General features: G+C 48.0%; 16 protein-coding genes and 1 rRNA gene. 1 reads left to right on the top strand and 16 read right to left on the bottom strand.

Annotated elements, in window-relative coordinates; translation table 11 throughout:
- Window positions 1-4: 4 nt before the first annotated feature.
- From LQZ19_RS09745 to LQZ19_RS09705, 9 genes are all read right to left on the bottom strand, one after another.
- Complete coding sequence (locus LQZ19_RS09745) at window positions 5-925, bottom strand: transketolase family protein (RefSeq protein WP_411047477.1); 921 nt, start codon at window positions 923-925, stop codon at window positions 5-7.
- A complete protein-coding gene (locus LQZ19_RS09740) occupies window positions 922-1,815 on the bottom strand; it encodes a transketolase (RefSeq protein ID WP_411047476.1) in 894 nt (297 codons plus the stop codon). The genes LQZ19_RS09745 and LQZ19_RS09740 overlap by 4 nt, the downstream gene beginning before the upstream one ends.
- A gap of 10 nt (window positions 1,816-1,825) precedes the next feature.
- Window positions 1,826-2,845 (bottom strand): zinc-dependent alcohol dehydrogenase, encoded by a 1,020-nt coding sequence (locus LQZ19_RS09735; RefSeq protein WP_411047475.1) that lies wholly within the window; start codon window positions 2,843-2,845, stop codon window positions 1,826-1,828.
- Between the two features lie 208 nt (window positions 2,846-3,053).
- Window positions 3,054-3,881 (bottom strand): sugar phosphate isomerase/epimerase family protein, encoded by an 828-nt coding sequence (locus LQZ19_RS09730; RefSeq protein WP_411047474.1) that lies wholly within the window; start codon window positions 3,879-3,881, stop codon window positions 3,054-3,056.
- A gap of 9 nt (window positions 3,882-3,890) precedes the next feature.
- Entirely contained in the window at window positions 3,891-5,180 is a 1,290-nt protein-coding gene (locus tag LQZ19_RS09725; RefSeq protein WP_411047473.1) for a TRAP transporter large permease, read from the bottom strand.
- Entirely contained in the window at window positions 5,180-5,728 is a 549-nt protein-coding gene (locus tag LQZ19_RS09720; RefSeq protein ID WP_411047472.1) for a TRAP transporter small permease, read from the bottom strand. The genes LQZ19_RS09725 and LQZ19_RS09720 overlap by 1 nt, the downstream gene beginning before the upstream one ends.
- Window positions 5,729-5,834: 106 nt before the next feature.
- Window positions 5,835-6,869 carry a TRAP transporter substrate-binding protein gene (locus LQZ19_RS09715; protein ID WP_411047471.1) on the bottom strand — a complete coding sequence of 345 codons (1,035 nt, stop codon included), beginning with the start codon at window positions 6,867-6,869 and terminating at the stop codon, window positions 5,835-5,837.
- Between the two features lie 153 nt (window positions 6,870-7,022).
- Window positions 7,023-8,339 (bottom strand): nickel pincer cofactor-dependent isomerase, group 22, encoded by a 1,317-nt coding sequence (locus LQZ19_RS09710; RefSeq protein WP_411047470.1) that lies wholly within the window; start codon window positions 8,337-8,339, stop codon window positions 7,023-7,025.
- A gap of 91 nt (window positions 8,340-8,430) precedes the next feature.
- Window positions 8,431-9,378 (bottom strand): NAD-dependent epimerase/dehydratase family protein, encoded by a 948-nt coding sequence (locus LQZ19_RS09705; protein WP_411047469.1) that lies wholly within the window; start codon window positions 9,376-9,378, stop codon window positions 8,431-8,433.
- Window positions 9,379-9,685: 307 nt separating this feature from the next.
- Here LQZ19_RS09705 and LQZ19_RS09700 point away from each other — a divergent pair, with 307 nt between their 5' ends.
- Window positions 9,686-10,393, top strand: a complete 708-nt coding sequence (locus LQZ19_RS09700) for a FadR/GntR family transcriptional regulator (protein ID WP_411047468.1) — start codon at window positions 9,686-9,688, stop codon at window positions 10,391-10,393.
- Window positions 10,394-10,451: 58 nt separating this feature from the next.
- On the opposite strand, the gene LQZ19_RS09695 is transcribed toward LQZ19_RS09700, so the two are convergent.
- The 7 genes from LQZ19_RS09695 to rrf all read right to left on the bottom strand — a co-directional run.
- Window positions 10,452-10,940 carry a PTS sugar transporter subunit IIA gene (locus tag LQZ19_RS09695; protein ID WP_411047467.1) on the bottom strand — a complete coding sequence of 163 codons (489 nt, stop codon included), beginning with the start codon at window positions 10,938-10,940 and terminating at the stop codon, window positions 10,452-10,454.
- A gap of 15 nt (window positions 10,941-10,955) precedes the next feature.
- Window positions 10,956-11,918 (bottom strand): DUF7916 family protein, encoded by a 963-nt coding sequence (locus LQZ19_RS09690; RefSeq protein ID WP_411047466.1) that lies wholly within the window; start codon window positions 11,916-11,918, stop codon window positions 10,956-10,958.
- Window positions 11,919-11,936: 18 nt separating this feature from the next.
- The gene (locus LQZ19_RS09685) at window positions 11,937-13,319 is read right to left on the bottom strand and encodes a PTS transporter subunit EIIC (protein WP_411047465.1); all 1,383 of its coding nucleotides are present in this window, start codon (window positions 13,317-13,319) and stop codon (window positions 11,937-11,939) included.
- A 134-nt stretch (window positions 13,320-13,453) separates the two neighbouring features.
- On the bottom strand, window positions 13,454-14,305 hold the full coding sequence (locus tag LQZ19_RS09680; RefSeq protein WP_411047464.1) for a PRD domain-containing protein: 852 nt from the start codon (window positions 14,303-14,305) through the stop codon (window positions 13,454-13,456).
- Window positions 14,306-14,325: 20 nt separating this feature from the next.
- Window positions 14,326-15,780: a glycoside hydrolase family 1 protein gene (locus LQZ19_RS09675; protein ID WP_411047463.1), complete on the bottom strand. Its 1,455-nt coding sequence runs from the start codon at window positions 15,778-15,780 to the stop codon at window positions 14,326-14,328.
- 12 nt (window positions 15,781-15,792) lie between these two features.
- The gene (locus LQZ19_RS09670) at window positions 15,793-17,151 is read right to left on the bottom strand and encodes a PTS transporter subunit EIIC (RefSeq protein ID WP_411047462.1); all 1,359 of its coding nucleotides are present in this window, start codon (window positions 17,149-17,151) and stop codon (window positions 15,793-15,795) included.
- 497 nt (window positions 17,152-17,648) lie between these two features.
- Window positions 17,649-17,739 (bottom strand): 5S ribosomal RNA (gene rrf / locus LQZ19_RS09665); the annotation flags it as partial.

Here is a 17,739-nt window from a genome sequence, read left to right as displayed (position 1 = left end):
TTGTTTATTTACCTTTTACCTTTTCGGCAATTTTTTCCGCACTTAACCCGTATGCAGCAAGCAACTCGGCATAGCCGCCGGTATCCCCGAAAGTATCCTGGACACCGATAGGAACCCAAGTAAAGGGTACACCACTTTTTGTCAGTTTTTCAAGACAGGCGCTGCCAAATCCTCCGACTACCGAATGTTCTTCCACCGTAACAAGCTTATGAGTTTTCTGTACCGACTTTTCAAGGCTATCGCCCTCAATAGGTTTTACAAAGGGTACGGAAAAAACTTCCGCCTTAATGCCGTCTTTTTCAAGAAGCGCAGCAGCCTCCAGCGTTATTTGCGCAGTAAGCCCTGTGGCCGCCAGAGTTACATCGGACCCGGTTTTCAAAAGAATTGGCGCCTTGGATGTAAACCCCTCTGATACGGGAATTTCGGGAGTATCGTTACGGCTCAACCTGATATACACCGGATGGTGTTGTAGAAGGGCGTAATCAAGGGCAAGCTCGGCCTGTTTGTTATCACCGGGGACAATCACTTCCATATTTGGGAAAGCCCGCATTATCGCAATATCCGCTATGGCCTGATGGCTTGCCCCGTCAAAGGAATCGCTTAACCCGCCATAGGCCCCGGCGATTACCACGGGTAACTTATTGTAACAAAAATCGTGCCGTATCTGATCCGCCGTTTTAAGGGCAATAAATATGGCAAAGGCATTTATAACCGGATGAAACCCGGCCGTGGCGAGTCCCGCAGCAACACCGGCCATATTTCCCTCCGCTACACCGCAGTTAAAAAAGCGATCCGGAAAAGCTTTCCCAAAATAAGAAGACTTTGTGCTGCCCGAAACATCGGCGTCAAGCACAACTAACTTTTTATTAACAGCCCCCAGAGCTTCGAGTTTTTTCCCGAACGCATCCCGCATGGTAACACTCATAACGCGGCCTCCTTTTTTTCCAGATCCGCCGCCAGTTCGGGACGGCCCTTTGCGTAACTATCATCATCAATAGGAGCGCCATGCCAAGCGTTTTTCCCTTCCATAAATGAAACGCCCTTGGCTTTAATGGTATTATACACCACCACCTTGGGCCAAACATCATTACTATCTATCCATTCAAAGGACTTGAGGACCTCGGCAGTGTCGTGTCCGTTATAAAACTGGGGCGCCAAATTCCAACCAAAGGCTTTGAATTTATCCGCCAGAGGTTCCAGGGGAAGAATATCCTGCGAGGTCCCGTCAAGCTGTACCTTGTTATAATCAATAAGGTATACCAATCCTTTAACCTTGTACTTCGCCGCAAAAAGCAGGGCTTCCCAGGTTGAGCCTTCATCAAGGCAGCCTTCACCTGAAAGCACATAGGTCTTGTACGTTTTACCCGCAAGCTTTGCCGCAAGGGCCATGCCGGCTCCGACAGAAAGACCGTGCCCAAGGGCGCCGGTAGAAATATCCACGCCCGGGGTCAATTTCATATTGGGATGTCCCTGAAGTATTGAACCCCGAACCCTGAACTTGGGCAGTTCATCCACGGAGAAAAACCCGCGGTGCGCCAATATCGTATACAGATTAATTGACGCATGCCCCTTGGAAAGGATAAAACGATCCCTATCCTCCCATCTGGGGTTTTTGGGATCAACCTTAAGCCGGTTAAAATACAATGCCGTTACAATTTCGGCCGCCGAAGACGCCCCGCCCCAATGTCCGGTGCCGCGGCTATGCAGCACGTCAAACATTGCCAGTCTGAAAGAAGCGGCCAAGGCTGCCAGTTCCGGCGCCGTATTAGCCGTATCCCGTTTTTTTTCCAATAACTGCGCTACTTTACTACTCAAAACACACTCCTCATAATTGAATCATAAGTTTCATGATTGAATCAGGATTGGCATCCGCATATTCAAACGCCTTCCCATATTCATCAAAGGGAAACACTTTTGTTATTGTTTTAGACGTAACAATTTTTCCGCCCGCCAATAGTTCAATGGCAATGCGGAAATCCTCCCGTATATACATCATGTGGCCTATCATCGAAATTTCCTGCCGCTGAAGAAGCGGCACATTAAACTCAACAGGCTCTTTGTAATTTCCGGTTATGATGATTTCTGAACGCTGCCGGGCCGCCTCAAGGATGGACTTAAACCCAACTGAAACTGCGGCGCAGTCAATAATAATATCCGCCCGCCTTTTACCATACACGTCCGCAATCGCTTCTTTAAGGCTTTTATCCCGTGTATTAACACAGGCGTCCAAACCGCATTCGGCGGCATAATCAAGTTTTTGCTGGTTTATATCGGTGACCATTACTTTTCCTGCTCCAAGGGCCTTCGCCGCCTGGGCGGTAAAATTTCCGATGGTCCCGGCGCCGACTACTACCACATTGGCGCCCTCAAGTTTCGCCGCCCGCCTTACCGCTCCCACCCCAACCGCAAAGGGCTCCACGAGGGTGACCAGTTCCACCGGCATAGTGGCAGGAACCTTGTGCAGATACTTCGGATCAATCTCCATGTATTCACAGGAACAGCCGTCCCGGTGTACTCCGATAACGCTGAGGTTTTCACAAACATTGAAACGCCCGGATTCACAGGGATAACAATGTCCGCAGTAAACCTGAGGCTCAATGGTAACTCTATCGCCCGGCGTAAATCCCGAAACCTTACCGCCCGCTTTGTCAACAACTGCGGACGCCTCATGTCCCAGTATCACGGGGAAGCTCATGAATTTATGCTTACCATGATATATCTGCATATCACTGGCACATACGCCAATACGTTCAATTTTAAGCAGTACCTTGGTATCGCTTATCTCCGGAACCGGCACATCCTCAACCTGAAACGTAAAGGGACTGACAATTCGTATCTGTTTCATTTTACTTCCTTTACATACTACGTCCTACGTCATATTCTTTATTTTATAGTACCATGGCTAAATTCAACTGTCAAGTCTCTTTAATTTTATTTGTAGTAAAATTTTACAATTGACCGAAAATAACACGTTCAATGACAAAAAACATCAATTTTGGATAAAAAGTAAGAAGTATGATTTTTTTCTTCAAAGAGAACCCGGGAACAGGTAACTATTTGCCCCACATGCTCCTCATCCAGGCGATGCTGTAACGCGCCGCCTCAATGCCGCTTGGATACGGGAGAATTTCCACGGAAACAGGACCCGTATAACCGATGTCATTGAGGACCTTCGCGACGGCGGTATAGTCAACCAGACCGCTCCCCGGGTAGCGGCGGTCACTGTCCGAGATATGGATGTGACCGATGCGACCCGCAGCTTGCCGGAATGCGTTTACAACAGAGGGATCTTCAATGTACATATGGTGCGTATCAAGGAGTAACTGTATTCCGTCAAGGCCATACAAGGCTATGTAGTCGATAGTTTCCACCACTTTGTTCAATAGGTTTGTCATATAGAAGGCAATGGGCTCAAGGACGAGCAGGACGTGCTTTTCCCGGGCATAGGGCACGAGGGGACGCAGCATTTCGGCGAGCAATTCAAGGTAATGGGGTATTTCCCTGAAGGTCGGCGCCGTCCCGCGGCAAAGGCCGATGAACACCGATGCGCCGAAGGGAGCAGCCAGATCAATGAAGGATCTGTATTTTTCCACTGTCCGCTCTCTGATAGATTGGTCCGGGGAGGTGAAGCTATTGCCGTTCATGCTGTACTCAAAACCGGTCCCGATGCCGCAGATGCCCACGCCGTATTTTTTAACGAGCCCCTGCAGGGCGGCGATGTCGGCCTTTTCAGGGTTGCGGACATGATATTCCACCGCGTCAAATCCCAATTCCGACACCGTCTTGAAAAGCTCTTCCAGTTCTCCGTGCAGGGGCACCGGCGCACCGTCTCCTAATTTTTCCGTGGTTACAGCGATGCTGTAAATTACAGTTCGCGGCATAAAAAATCCTTACATCCCCAAAAGTTTCGGTAAAAGAAGGGATAACTGCGGGACATAGGCCGTCAGTATAATTGCCAGAATAAGCATAGAGTAGAACGGTACCGATGCTTTTATCAACTTACCCATGGGGATATTTGCGATAGTGGTGATGCTGAAAAGGCAGACTCCGTAGGGCGGAGTCGTCATACCGATTGCGACACCCATAACCATGACCATGATGAAGTGGGTAGGATCGAAACCCATTGCCACAGCGGCGGGCATGAAAAGCGGGGTGAAAATCAGGGTAGCGGGAGTGGCGTCTATGGTCATGCCGATGATAATTAACATTATGATCATTACCAACATAAAGCCGGTTTTCCCACCCGGTACGGCGGTAAGCAGATTCAACAAAGCCTGGGGTACATTTTCGTAGGCAATCACGAAGTTCATCACCGAGCTTGCGGATGCAATTAACAGGATTGCGCTGGTGAGGCAGGCTGTCTTTTTAAGACAATCCCAAATATCTTTAAGCTTCAGGTTGCGGAAGACCACCCCGTCTATAAAGAGTACATATAACACCGCCACGCCGGCGCCTTCGGTGGGGGTGACGAAGCCCGAAAATATACTTCCCAGAATAATGAGCGGCGCAAGAAGCGCCGCCCAGCAGGTTTTAAATTTTTCCACAACGTTATGGAAACTGAAGGGGACCTTTGTTCCATAGCCGTGTTTTTTACTTATGAAGTGGTTCGGTATCAACAGCAATACGGTGACAATAATGCCGGGAACAACACCGGCCGCCAGGGCGCGGGAAACCGACTGGTTCGTAGCGGCGGCGGCGAGCACAATTTGAATGCTCGGCGGTATTACCGTGGACAAGCATGATGAAGTGACCGTTACCGCGCCGGCATAATCCTCCGGATAGCCATCGGCCTTCATACGGGGAATCAGAATGGTGCCGAAAGTGGCCGTGTCCGCCAGGGACGAACCGGAAACGCCTCCGAAAATCATGCTGCCCACGATGTTGACGGCGCCCAGTCCGCCGGTAAGCCAGCCGACGATGGAGCCGCAAAAGTCAATGAGTTTGCGGCCAATGGTTCCCCGCTCCATCAAATTGCCCACCAGAATGAACAGCGGTACCGCCAGCATCACGAATGATGTAACCGCCTCGCTGAAAAGCTGGGGTATCATCACCATGTTGGGAATCGGCTTGAAAAACAATACGGTAAGCGTTGAAGCAAAGCCCAGGGCCACCGCTATGGGGATGCCCAGGATGAGCATAACGGCGGCTAATACCACCAGGGTTATCGACATTATCGGCATTAAACGTCTCCTTTTTTTGCTTTTATCGCTTCCAACGCTTCCGCCGTTTCTTCGCTGGGAAGCTTTCGCTTGCCGGTGGCAAAATCGCAAGCCTGCATCAGCATACGGATGATACCGATAATGCATCCCACAAACATCGGCAGACGTACCCAAAACTTGTTCCAGCGCAGAATCGTCGTGACCGAGTTGGTTTTAAGGTAGAAACTGAGCAGGTTGATCGTGTAGAAGGCCATTATGGAAAGGAAGGAGGCAAAGGTGAGGTTGCCGAAGACAAAGAGTACCCGCTGCCCCTTGAGCGGCACTTTGTTGAGCAAGAGATCAAAGCGGACATGGGAATTTGAGAGCACCGCAGGGCCAATACCTATCCAGATGACGGCGCCGAGAAGCATTTCGCCCACCTCCACCGTCCAGGAAATTGCGTTCCCCGGTGTCACACGGCTGATAATTTGCATCATCACATCAAGAAAAATCATCCCCAAAAAGACACCGGCGACTATGTTGTCAATTCGCAGTAGATGAAAGATAACCGGATTGCGTGATTGTTTCATGGTATCCTCTTATAAAAAACCCTCCCATTTATGTTGGAAACAGGAGGGTTCGATAAAACTCTACGGTAGCATTCCAAACTTCAATGTTGAATGCCGCATAGGACAATTATTTCGCGGCGTTGACGGCGTCCTGGAAGGCTTTCCAATCCGCAGGGGTGTACTTGGCCTCGTATACTTTGTAGAAGTCGCCGAGCAATGCTTTGAACTTGTCACGGTCAACCTGGGGCATGGTGTAGAATTGTGTTCCGGCATCGGCCATTAACTTGTATGACTTATCATAGTAGGTAAGGTCTTCCGCCGTGTTTTTATCCGCCCACTCCTGGCCAGCCTTGCGGACCAGCGCCTGATCTTCGGCGCTTAAGGCGTAGAAAAAGTCCTTGTTCATGAAGATCATGGACGTATCAGCGATGTAGTTGATCAGGGTAAAGTTTTTGGCTACCTCATAGGTGCGGAAGTCATATTGAAGCTGGACAGAGTTATCCTCACCGTTGACCGTACCAAGCTGAATCGCCGAATAGATTTCGCCCGATGACATGGGTACCGGCTTGGCGCCGAAGGCTTCGAAAATTGCCACATAAAGCGGGTTGTTCGGAACCCGGAATTTCATGCCCTTGATATCGTCCGGGGTCTTGATGATACGGACATTGTTGTTAAGCTGGCGCATGGGACGGGGGGACACGCCGATAATGACGAGGTTGTTCTTTTCAAACTGCTGCATCCATTTTTCCCAGATAGCGGGTTTCGACTTGAGGAAGCGATCAACATGATCAACACTCTCAAAGAAAAATGGCAGATTTAGGATTGACACATCGGGATTCAGGGCGCCCAGAGTTGTCATGGACTCAATACCAATCTGGGTACTGCCCGTCTGTACCATCTCTACCATGATGTTCGGGTTTTTTTGACAGAGCTGTCCATTAGGGTAGGTCTGTACATCAAAACGTCCGCCGGAACGGGCGTTTACGTCCCTTGCAAACTGGAGCGCCGCAACTTCCCAGGGACTTTCTACCGAAGCCGTGTGTGAAATCGACACCTTTTTAGGTGATCCGGTGGTACCAGCGCCGCCCTGTTGACCGCCATTGGCAAACGCCATGGTTCCCGTAGCTATCAAAATAATAGCTGCTAATGCAATTTTCTTCATTCTTTTCTCCTCTCAGTTACACATTTATCCGGGTAAAACCCAGAATAAATAATACATCATACGTCTTATGACCTTATAAATGGTAACATAGCTATATCCTGCTGTCAAGAAAAAAAAGCAAAAAAAACCCGGCGTTAAAGCCGGGCGCTGTGTCTAATGTCCGCCGATGGTGAAGTTATCGTCTTTGTCGAAAACGACTTCCTTAGCCTCTTCCAGCACCTTTATATTGGGATGCTTTTTGGCTTCCTCTACCAGGGCTTCGGATATTACAATTTCCTCGACGTGGGATGAGTTCTTAATTCTGACAATCCGGGGATTTAACTTGTCTATGCCGGTGCAGCAGAAAATAGCCGCCTTAATAGCCAGTTTATCGCTCTTTAGAATTACCGGAACTTTTACGCCCGATACAACGGTGCAGGTAAACCCATTCGGGTAGGTGGCGTCAAAGTCCATTTTGTCAAAGGCCCGTTTGGTCGAAAAGTCGGCCATTCCCAGGCCAATGGCGTTTCCATGGGTCTCTTCGGAAAGGTCGAGAATGACGTAGCGCTGGAACTCCGGCCCCCCCGAGGCGTAGGGCGTACAGTAGGTGGCCGTGATGTTCGGGTCCGCGCCGTCGCCGGAAAAATTCTTGCCAATTTGATCGACAATGAGGATATCGAACTTGGGCAGATATATCTTCGGCATCCATTCCTTCGCGCTGATAAGGAGCTTTGCTTCCCGTTCCTTGAATTTCGCGGTGGGGACAGATTCGATAAGGCAGGTGTTGTCAAAGGCGTTTTCCACCAGGGCGAGGCCAAATAGTATCTTTGCTTTTGCCATAATGACATCCGCATAGACCTCCACATTGTGCGCCATTTTGCCAAAACCTTCATCGTGGCAGCTTTCCGCGCCTTTCTGTTTGCCCATACCGATGACCATCATTTTTAGGAGGCCGCTTTCATAGGTACCCCGAAAGGCGGTATGGGGCTTTATCCGCGCCACCACCAGAATGCCATCCGCCTCGCTGGCATTTTTGTCGATGGAAACCGGTTTTCCCTCCGGCGAGTGACCAATAACGACGGTTTCCATGCTCGACTTGATAGGGGCGCCGACGAATTCTTCAGTTATGTTGTAACCCTTGAGCATTTCAAGCTGCCCTTCCGCAGTCGCTCCGCCGTGACTCCCCATAGCGGGGAAGATAAACGGCTTACCCCCAAGTTTTTTAACCTGGGCTACCACTTCCTTGAGGATAATGGCGATATTGGCGACCCCCCTGCTGCCCGCCGTAATGGCAACGCTCATTCCGGGTTTTATCGTTGCGGCAAGTTCTTTCTTGTCAAACTGCTTTGCAACCTCACCGGTAATATCCCGAAGGGTGGTGTCCTCGAATATTTGAACCGCATTGGCCATCTTGGGTATTCGGATGGGATCTAAGATACCTCCGATAACGCCGTGTCGGTCCCATTGACTATCTCTGAATTTTTCACTCATATATAGCTCCTATTAGCCCATACGTTTTCAGGTCAGAATAGTATGCCCTCATATAGGGTTGGCAAGTACGGCGGTAATGACCTGTGAAAATTTAGCCAACGTTTGTACGCGCCTGCGCGATAATATCATCGACCATCTTTTCAACCGCATAAGAGGGAGTCCAGCCAATTTCCTTTGCCGCACACCCACAACCTATGGTCCATTCCTTGTATCCGGAGACAACGGCCATAATGTCATCAACCGGCGCATAGCTAAACTTTGCATCGGGAATTGTTTTTTTTATATAATCAACCATCTTATCAACCACCACATTCCCTGAGGCGATATTATATATCCGGCTTTTTGCTTCCGGCGCATAGGCAAGTTTTACCAGGGCGCTCACAGCGTCCTTAATATATACCACCGGGTAAGAGGTATCCGAAGTTACTTCAATCGCGTAGGGCTCTCCCTTTGCCGCTTTTTCGGGAATGAGAGAGGTAAACAGGCTTGCGGAGCCTACCGCAACCCTCCCCGCCCCGGTAACTGCAGCAAAGCGTACGGCCCGGAAGTCAAGACCATGACGGCGCACATACAGCAACCCTACCTGCTCGGCCATGAGCTTAGTCACCCCGTACCAGCCGTCAGGCTCCTTTTCCATACCTTCCGTGATGGGTTGGGGAAGTCCCCGCCCATATACCCCGATGGTACTGGCAAAAATGACCCGCCGCTTGCCGTGCTTAAGGGCGCCCTCAAGAACATTGTAGGTACCCCCCAGATTAATGGCAATAGCGGCCTGGGGGTCCCGATCACACCCGGCGGTCAAAATCCCCGCGAGATGAATAATGGGATCGCTTGTTCCGGATTCCGCGATAAGGTCATCGATAAGCTTTGCGTCCCGAATGTCTCCCTGCCGAAATTCAGCCTTGCCCTTCCACCGGGCAATCACATCCTCTTTTGGCGCATTATAGTCAAAAACTAAAACCTGATGCCCTAGAGCAATCAGGTTATCCACCAGGGTTTGCCCCAAAAACCCGCCGCCGCCGGTAACAAATACAGCCATACTCTTTCTCCCTTTATTAGAACCTATATTTCGATTTCTTTACTACGTCCTACGTCCAACCTCTCTATAATGATATCATGGCTATTCTCGTACGTCAAGTTTTTTTTTATTATTTATAAGTGTCACGGCTTCGATTTTTTTAAAAACCATTAACTCTATATAATATAAAGAATTAAATATTTTCAGGAAAATAATTCATAGAGAGAAAAAGCGCTTTTCAGATTATTTTAAGAAAACACTATTTATCTTCGTTGAATTTTCTATAGCTTTATGGAATACTTAGTGTACTTTATTCGAGGAGGGTCCGATGTTTGAGGAACTTAGACAGAAGGGTATCAATTTCCCTTTGCTTACCGAGCAAATAGCGGACCAAATTTATCAATTTATTCTTCAACGGCAGTTAGCCGCCGGTGGAAAAATCCCCAACGAATTTGAATTGGCCCAATTATTTCATGTAGGGCGCGGAACTGTTCGAGAAGCGATAAAACTGCTTATTGCCAGAAACATCCTGGAGATACGCAGAGGAAAAGGAACTTTTGTATGTGAAAAGCCCGGCATGGTCGATGACCCCTTTGGGTTTGCCTATACAGAAAATAAGTTACAACTAGTAGCGGATTTGGTAACCATCCGTTATATTCTGGAGCCTGAAATCTCGTCTCTTGCTGCGCTATCCGCCTCGGAGGATGAAATATCGGAGATGAAAAAAATCCAGTTAATAATAGAAGAACTCGCACAGAACGGCAAAGATTACAGTAATGAAGACATTGCGTTTCATACGATACTGGCTAAGAGCTCGCGGAATATGGTTATGCCGAACTTGATTCCGGTGATACATTACGGTATTGATCTTTATAATCATTCGTTAAAAAAATATGAAACCCTAAAAGCCCTGAGTATTCACAATGATATTATAAAAGCAATTGAGGCCCGCAACCCCGATACTGCAAAACAGGCAATGCAAAACCATTTGGAATTTAATAAAACCAATGTCAAAACCCTTTTAGCATCCACTTGATGCCGATATTTCCGGAACGCCGGCAGGGCTTCGTTAATAGTCGGATACCACACGGGCCTCACCGTTTCTGATAGCGAAATACAATGGCCTCTTTTGCCGTCCCATCACCGGTGTGGATCTCCGTAATCTGAAATCGGTCCAAATTGGTGAGTATTACTGCGGTATGGACATGGTATCCCGCATCCCTCAGAACGGAAAGATCCACCTTGCACAGGGAATCTCCGATTTTTACACGCTGCCCTACACGGACCTTGGCTTGAAAACCTCTGCCGGCCAGCTCCACCGTATCAACACCAATATGAATCATAATACCCGCTCCGTCCGATGCGACAAGACCGTAAGCATGACGGGAATCCGCCACTGTTTCTACCACCCCATCCACTGGGGAATAGACCATTCCGTCGGCGGGTATTAAACATACACCATCCCCCAGCACCTTATCTGCGAAAACCTCATCGGGCATCTCCGACAGAGGCAATATACTTCCGTTTTGGGTTGCATACACCAGCCCGCAGGAAGGTTTCTTTTTTTCTCCAAAAAAAAACATATAAGCCTCCGGATATTACCGTAACGGGGACTGGCACATACGCCGAAAAGTATGACGCCGGCCTTTCAGTGCAATACAAAAATTCTGCAGCTGCTCGGGAAGGGCAACACTTTCATATACCCCACCGGCAGCAAAATTAAACATATCAAACCCGCATATTTTATTGTCCACCGCAGCACGCCCCACCGTTACGGGATCAGATCCTTCAACCGAATGAGCAATACTGGCCGCCGCCAGGGCTTTACCTTCATGAGCCGCATCAACCAGACTGCCCACATAATCCATAGTGAACCCCGGAGCCACCCCAACCGCCGGGATATCCACGATATCCGCTCCCGCCTTGGCCAGGCGCTTTACAAATTCCGGGGTTGACACCCCACGAAGATTATAAGGCGGATACTCCCCCTGGATGGTCCCCGGACCATGGGGAATCCCCGCCTCAATAACCATGGTATCACCAACCAGGGCCTTAGTATTTTCCACCGCCCGGATCATAGAATCAAAATCCAAACCGCAGAGAACAACAAAGTCAAACCCCGCAGCGGACACAAATTGTACCATCTCCGGGGAGTATGCCGAATCCGCATAGAGGGGCCCGAAGGGGGCATCCTCCGATTGAGGCACCAGGAGGATCAACCCAATCGGCCGGCCTACCAGGTTTTTTAATTCGGGAACACTCCAACCATATCCCATCTCCACCTGCAAACTAGCTTTAAAGGGACTGTCATCCCCGGGATTTTTTGAAGGCAGCCCGGGCATTTGCATTTTCCTTGGGTTGAGTCCCTCCAGGGTTATATAGTCCGCGCCAAATGAAGCGGCGAGTTCCAGATTAGAAACCTTCTCCACATAATTCGGCGCATAGGGGCACACATATGCTCCTACCACCCTACCCTCAGACGCACGGATACTATCCAAAAAATCCCGTTGCCCCAATTTCACCAATTCCCGGGGGGTATAATCTAAAAAGCGTTTTCCCATTTCTTTCTCTCCTCTTGGTTATTTATTCACATATGCGGGAATCTTCTGTTCATCCCCGTCTTTATAGCCAAACAGCCATGTGCCCACGAAGGCAAGAACCGCAGTACCCAGTGCGCCGATAACCCAATACACGAAGGTGTTGGTAAAATACAGGGGAATCGAACCCAGCGGCGAGAGTCCCAATGACAAGGCCGATACGTGGAAGATCCCATAAAACAAACCCCCGAGTGCACTCGCGACACATGAAACAACCAGGGGCTTCTTCAGGGGAAGACACACGCCGTATAAAGCGGGCTCCGTGAGTCCTATGCCGGTTATTAGGGCGCCGGTGGCAGCCACAGATTTAAACTTGGCGTTCTTCGTTATGAAGAAAACCGCCAGGGAAGCCGGGGCTAGACCGCAGTGGGCGATGGACATAAGGGGCATAATATAGTCAACACCAATCTTGCCTATCGAGTCCAGCATCAGGGGAACAAAGGTAAGATGGGAGCCGGACAGAACAATAAGCGGGTACAGTCCGCCGAATAGCATACTGGCAGGAATAGAAGCAGTGCCATAGAGCCACTGATAGCCCCGGGCCAGAATATCGCTCGCCCATTGGGAGAAGGGTCCCACCAACACCAGAATTACCGGGCCCAGGATCAGCAGTTCCAGGAGAGGCACTAAAACGGTCCCCAGTGCCGGATGGATAACCTTAACGAGTAACTTTTCAAATTTTGCCAGCAGGTAAACAGAAAGCAGGGGAGGAATGACCGCAGAGGAATAACTGAGCAATCGAATCGGGATAACATCAAAAAGCAATACCCTGTCCAGGCCGCCCGCAGAAAGAGCCATCCAGGTGGGGTGCATCAGGACCGCCACAATCGCTATTGCCATGTATTTGTTACACTTAAAACGATCCGCCGCACTTACCGCCACGGTGAAGGGCAGGAAATAAAATGCCACATTACCGAGCACCCCCAATACTTCGTAGGAAGTATCTCCGGGCCCAATCAAACCCATCTTATTGAACAGTATCTGAACACCCATCATCAAGCCGGATCCGCAGATAGTAATAATAAGGGGGGTAAAAATAGCGGACATGGTTTCCGCAAAAATTCCCAGGGGGTTAAATTTCTTTTTACCCCTATTACTATCGGAGGCGGAATCACCCTGTAGGCTCACATACTTGAGAAGCTCCCGATATGCGGTTTTTACATTATCACCCATGATAACCTGATATTGATCCGCCGACATCCTGGTAGCCATAACACCCTCAAGGCTCTTTACCATATCGTCCTTTACCCGGGAATAATCCGACAGGGTTATCCGCAGACGAGTATGACAGGTGATAGCATTTTTAATGTTATCAGCACCGCCTATCAGTGGCAACAGGTCCTGAATAAATTTAGCATTGTCCATCTATACTCCTTCGTTTTTAATGCGTCCCGTTCATAGACCTACGCATGTCTATGAACGGTCTAAATTTTGATTGTCTTAGCTTAAAACTAAAACAATTATGCAAAACAGGGATCAAGCCCCGCCGTACAACCTATTTATGACACTATCCCCTTTTGAAATTCCCCAAGTAAACTATGTATATGAATAATAAGGTATGATTTTTCATCATCGCTGACGGCATAATCATATGTTTGCTTAATAAAAACACCCATACTTTCCACACAGGAACTCTCTTCGGGAAACTCCGCTTTTAACCGATAAATCAATCTATTGCTTGGCTGTTCAAGAATAGAACTGTCTTCCTTAAAAACCCGCCTTGACAAGTATTTCAGGTGAATTAAAAGCCTACCATAGGCTGTGGAATCTTCATCGTACTTGATAGAAAAATAATTTTTTATTATATCCAATATTTCCTTTACCAGATGAAGACTTTCTTCAAGATAAGAACTATTTTTAGCTCCGGCGTTTGCCAAATGGAAGGCTATAAAAGCTGCCTCATCATCTGGAAGACGCATATTAAGTCTCTTTTCAATTATATCCAAAGCCATAAGACCCACTCTAAATTCTTTGGGATAAAACCGCTTCATTTCCCACTTTATGGAACTGGCTAAATCCAGGTTATCCTTGTGCCGTTCTATCGCAAAGGATACGTGGTCGATGAGGGTTAAATAGATGTTATCACTCAACCCGGTTAATTCACACTTCGCAGTATTGATAATTTCATCACATACCCGCAGGTTCTCCAAGGGGATATTTTCGATTATCTTACTGAGTTTTTCGGTCTGTCCCCGCTCCTCCAGGGAAAAAAGCTTTTCAACCCGGTCCGGATCAATTTCATCCCCTGCCCTTTTATCAAAAACAATACCTTTGCCGGTAACTATACATTCATGTCCCCGATCATTCTGAACAAGCGCGACATTATTATTCAGTACTTTTTTTACCTTCACGTTCCTATCCCCGGACTCTCTTAAAGGCTGGTACCGCCGGACTTTATGACTTTTTGATACCAGTAAAAAGAATCCTTTCGCAAACGATCCTGCGTACCATTTCCGTAGTTATCCTGATCCACGTAGATAAATCCATACCGTTTGCTCATTTCCGATGTACTGCAGCTGACCGTGTCTATGATACCCCAGGCAAGATACCCCATCAGTGCAACTCCGTCCTGTATCGTCTCAGACATCGCCTCTATATGCCGCCGTATATAATCAATACGGTAATCATCATGTATCGTCCCATCCGCCCCGGCTGTATCCTTGGCGCCAAGACCGCATTCCACCACAAAAACCGGTATTCTGTAACGATCGTATATCCGGTTAAGAGCGATACGCAGACCAACGGCATCAATGGGCCATCCCCATTCCGACAATTCAAGGTAAGGATTTCGGACCGAACTCACAATATTTCCAAAGGTTTTTATACCGGACGGATCTTTTTGAGCTACGTAACTCATATAATAACTGATTCCCACAAAGGCTGCATGGTTATTCCTGAGTGCCGATTTATCCTCAGCGGTAATATCAAGGTCGATTCCCTGTTCAGCAAAAAATCGAAGCATCGATCCGGGGTATTCACCCCGTACCAGTACATCGGCGTAAAAAAAATTCATCTGATCTTCTTTCATGGTCTGTAACGCATCTTCCGGATTACAGGTCACGGGATATTTTTCCAGGCGGCCAAACATACAGCCTACCTTAATATCCGGAGCGGTTTTTTTTGCATATTCATAAATTCCGGCGGAGGCCACAAACTGGTAATGCAGGGCCTGATAGACGGTGGTGATTTTATCCTTCTTCGCCTTCTCCAGCAGGATACCCCCAGCTGTATAGGGGGTAGTTTCCATCATATTCATCTCGTTAAAGGTTATCCAATATTTTACTTTGTTCTTAAAACGATCTATCAGGACTTTAGCATATTTGATATATAAATCAATCAAAGCCCTGTTTTCCCAGGCGTTATACTCCAGAGTAAGGTACAGGGGAGTTTCATAATGAGATATGGTAACAATGGGCTGGATATTGTGCCGCAGCAGCTCATCAAACACCTTGTCGTAAAACAGAAGCCCTTCTTCATTAGGGGTGTCTTCAATACCCTTAGGGAAGATTCTGGACCATGCAATGGATATACGGAATGCATTAAGGCCCATTTCCGCCAAAAGGGCAATATCTTCCTTGTAACGATGATAAAAATCAATACCCTTCCGCTTGGGGAAATAGGCTCCATGATCACCCTTAAGATATTTATCAATATGTGATAAAGAAAGCTCAAGATTATAATTATTTCCCAATTCCTCTTTGGGAATAAAAGTAACCATATCGGAAGTGGAAAGACCGCGTCCACCCTCATTATAGGCGCCTTCGCACTGATTTGCACTGCTAGCCCCGCCCCACAAAAAATCTTTAGGAAATATGCTTTTTTCCATAAATTCTATTCCTCACAGTCTTTTTTTCTTGAGGATGGAGCCGCCATCCTCATAGCCGAAAATAACAATCATAGCAGCAGCGCTGGCAAAAGCCACAAACAAACCGATCAGATACTGCAGCAGCGGCTGACACGCTCCAACCGACAGGACATTGGGAAACACAAAGGCCTTGGCGGTAACACCGGTAACACCAATAATACCCCCGCCGATGGCTCCGGCAATGATTAACATGGGAAGTGTGCGTTTATGCTGCAAAACAAGACCAAACAGGATAGGTTCGGAAATTCCCCCAAACAGGCCGGACAGGGTCGATGAGCCCGCCGCAGCTTTGACTTTTTGATCCCGTGCTTTTAGCCATATACCCAGGGCAATACCAAAGACTGCAAAGTTGGAACCCGTCGCAATTGGCAGGGTGGCATCGGCCCCGGCTGCAATATTGTTAATCATAAGCGGCATAACACCCCAATGCAGGCCGAAGATAACCAGAAGCAGATAGGTTCCGCCAAGGAGTACGCCAAAAAGAAGGCTGCTGGTATTGCTGAGGAAAGTGAATATCAATTCCGTTACCTTGCCAAAATAGCTGCCAAAGGGTCCAAAAACCAGTACCGTTAACGGAACAATCACCGCAATACAGATCGCCGGTACAACTGCCGTCTGGGCCTGTTTAGGAACGATTTTACGGATAAGCTTGTCAAACCAATAATAGGCGATCATGGCGATAAAGGCAGGGAATACCGATGAGGTGTAATTAAATAGAATTACGGGTATACCAAGGAATCGTACACTTTCTCCTGCGGTAACCAGATTTACAAAATTAGGTTCCATGAGCGCCGCGCAAATAATACCACCCACATACTGATTACACCCCAATTTTCTGGCGCAGCTTGCGCCTATCAGGATGGGCAGAAAATAGAAAACAGCGTTAGAAGCCGCCGACAGGATGAAATAGGTACCGCTTGCGCTTGACATCAAGTTAAACGATGTTAGTACTATCAGTATTCCCTTAAGAAGACCGGAACCTACCAACGCCGGAATAAGGGGAGTCATGGTACCGGAAATAAGATCAAATATTTTCGCAGTCCCCGCAGGCTTATCTTGGCCGACATCCCGATTTTTTGGATCATCCAGACGGGAATTTTTAACAAGCCAATTATAAACATGCGCCACATCCTGGCCTAAAACAACCTGGATATTACCGCTTTTCTTTACTACGGCAATAACTCCTTTTACCGCTTCCAATGCCTTGATATCCACTTTGGCATTATCCCTGACGGAAAAACGCAACCGTGTGGCACAATGAACAAAATCAGAAACATTTTCTTCGCCGCCCACGTATACAAGAATCTCTTTGCCTACCTGTTCATAATCCACAATAAACCATCCTGCTTTGATGAAAAAAAAAGACCTAAATGAACACACTTATCACGGCGCTCATTCAGGTCTTGCCCACTTATGTGGTAACAATCCATCAAAGTTAATACTTCATAATATACACCATTTTTTTAAAAGTCAAGCATCTTTTATAAAATTATTCATACCAAAAAAAGCCCAGCAAGGTCCGGGACCTGCAAGCAGCCTTTAGGCTGCTTGCCCTTTTCCAGGGCTGTCACCTTTATCGAAGCCCACGTCGGCGTAAGAGGACTTAACTCCCGTATTCGAAATGGGAACGGGTGTAACACCTCTATAAATAAAAAAGCCTGGCGACGACCTACTTTCCCACCCTTCTGGAGGGCAGTATCATGCGACCCTCCGGGTCGCGCGCATAGAGGAAATTATTAACAGCCCCGCCATTCGGCGGGGCAGTGCGTCGGCGTAAGAGGGCTTAACTTCCGTGTTCGAAATGGGAACGGCCTCTATAAATAAAAAAAGCCTGGCGACGACCTACTTTCCCACTCCTCTGGGGAGCAGTATCATCGGCGTAAGAGGGCTTAACTTCCGTGTTCGAAATGGGAACGGGTG

The sequence above is a fragment of the Treponema primitia genome (genome assembly GCF_046533075.1).
In the GTDB taxonomy this organism is placed as follows: domain Bacteria; phylum Spirochaetota; class Spirochaetia; order Treponematales; family Breznakiellaceae; genus Termitinema; species Termitinema primitia_B.
This window is presented reverse-complemented; position numbering and strand designations above follow the sequence as displayed.

Excerpts from the sequence above, each read along its gene's own strand:
- LQZ19_RS09745 (WP_411047477.1), bottom strand. The coding sequence starts at position 925 with ATGAGTGTTACCATGCGGGATGCGTTCGGGAAAAAACTCGAAGCTCTG.
- LQZ19_RS09735 (WP_411047475.1), bottom strand. The coding sequence starts at position 2,845 with ATGAAACAGATACGAATTGTCAGTCCCTTTACGTTTCAGGTTGAGGAT.
- LQZ19_RS09730 (WP_411047474.1), bottom strand. The coding sequence starts at position 3,881 with ATGCCGCGAACTGTAATTTACAGCATCGCTGTAACCACGGAAAAATTA.
- LQZ19_RS09725 (WP_411047473.1), bottom strand. The coding sequence starts at position 5,180 with ATGCCGATAATGTCGATAACCCTGGTGGTATTAGCCGCCGTTATGCTC.
- LQZ19_RS09720 (WP_411047472.1), bottom strand. The coding sequence starts at position 5,728 with ATGAAACAATCACGCAATCCGGTTATCTTTCATCTACTGCGAATTGAC.
- LQZ19_RS09715 (WP_411047471.1), bottom strand. The coding sequence starts at position 6,869 with ATGAAGAAAATTGCATTAGCAGCTATTATTTTGATAGCTACGGGAACC.
- LQZ19_RS09710 (WP_411047470.1), bottom strand. The coding sequence starts at position 8,339 with ATGAGTGAAAAATTCAGAGATAGTCAATGGGACCGACACGGCGTTATC.
- LQZ19_RS09705 (WP_411047469.1), bottom strand. The coding sequence starts at position 9,378 with ATGGCTGTATTTGTTACCGGCGGCGGCGGGTTTTTGGGGCAAACCCTG.
- LQZ19_RS09700 (WP_411047468.1), top strand. The coding sequence starts at position 9,686 with ATGTTTGAGGAACTTAGACAGAAGGGTATCAATTTCCCTTTGCTTACC.
- LQZ19_RS09695 (WP_411047467.1), bottom strand. The coding sequence starts at position 10,940 with ATGTTTTTTTTTGGAGAAAAAAAGAAACCTTCCTGCGGGCTGGTGTAT.
- LQZ19_RS09690 (WP_411047466.1), bottom strand. The coding sequence starts at position 11,918 with ATGGGAAAACGCTTTTTAGATTATACCCCCCGGGAATTGGTGAAATTG.
- LQZ19_RS09685 (WP_411047465.1), bottom strand. The coding sequence starts at position 13,319 with ATGGACAATGCTAAATTTATTCAGGACCTGTTGCCACTGATAGGCGGT.
- LQZ19_RS09675 (WP_411047463.1), bottom strand. The coding sequence starts at position 15,780 with ATGGAAAAAAGCATATTTCCTAAAGATTTTTTGTGGGGCGGGGCTAGC.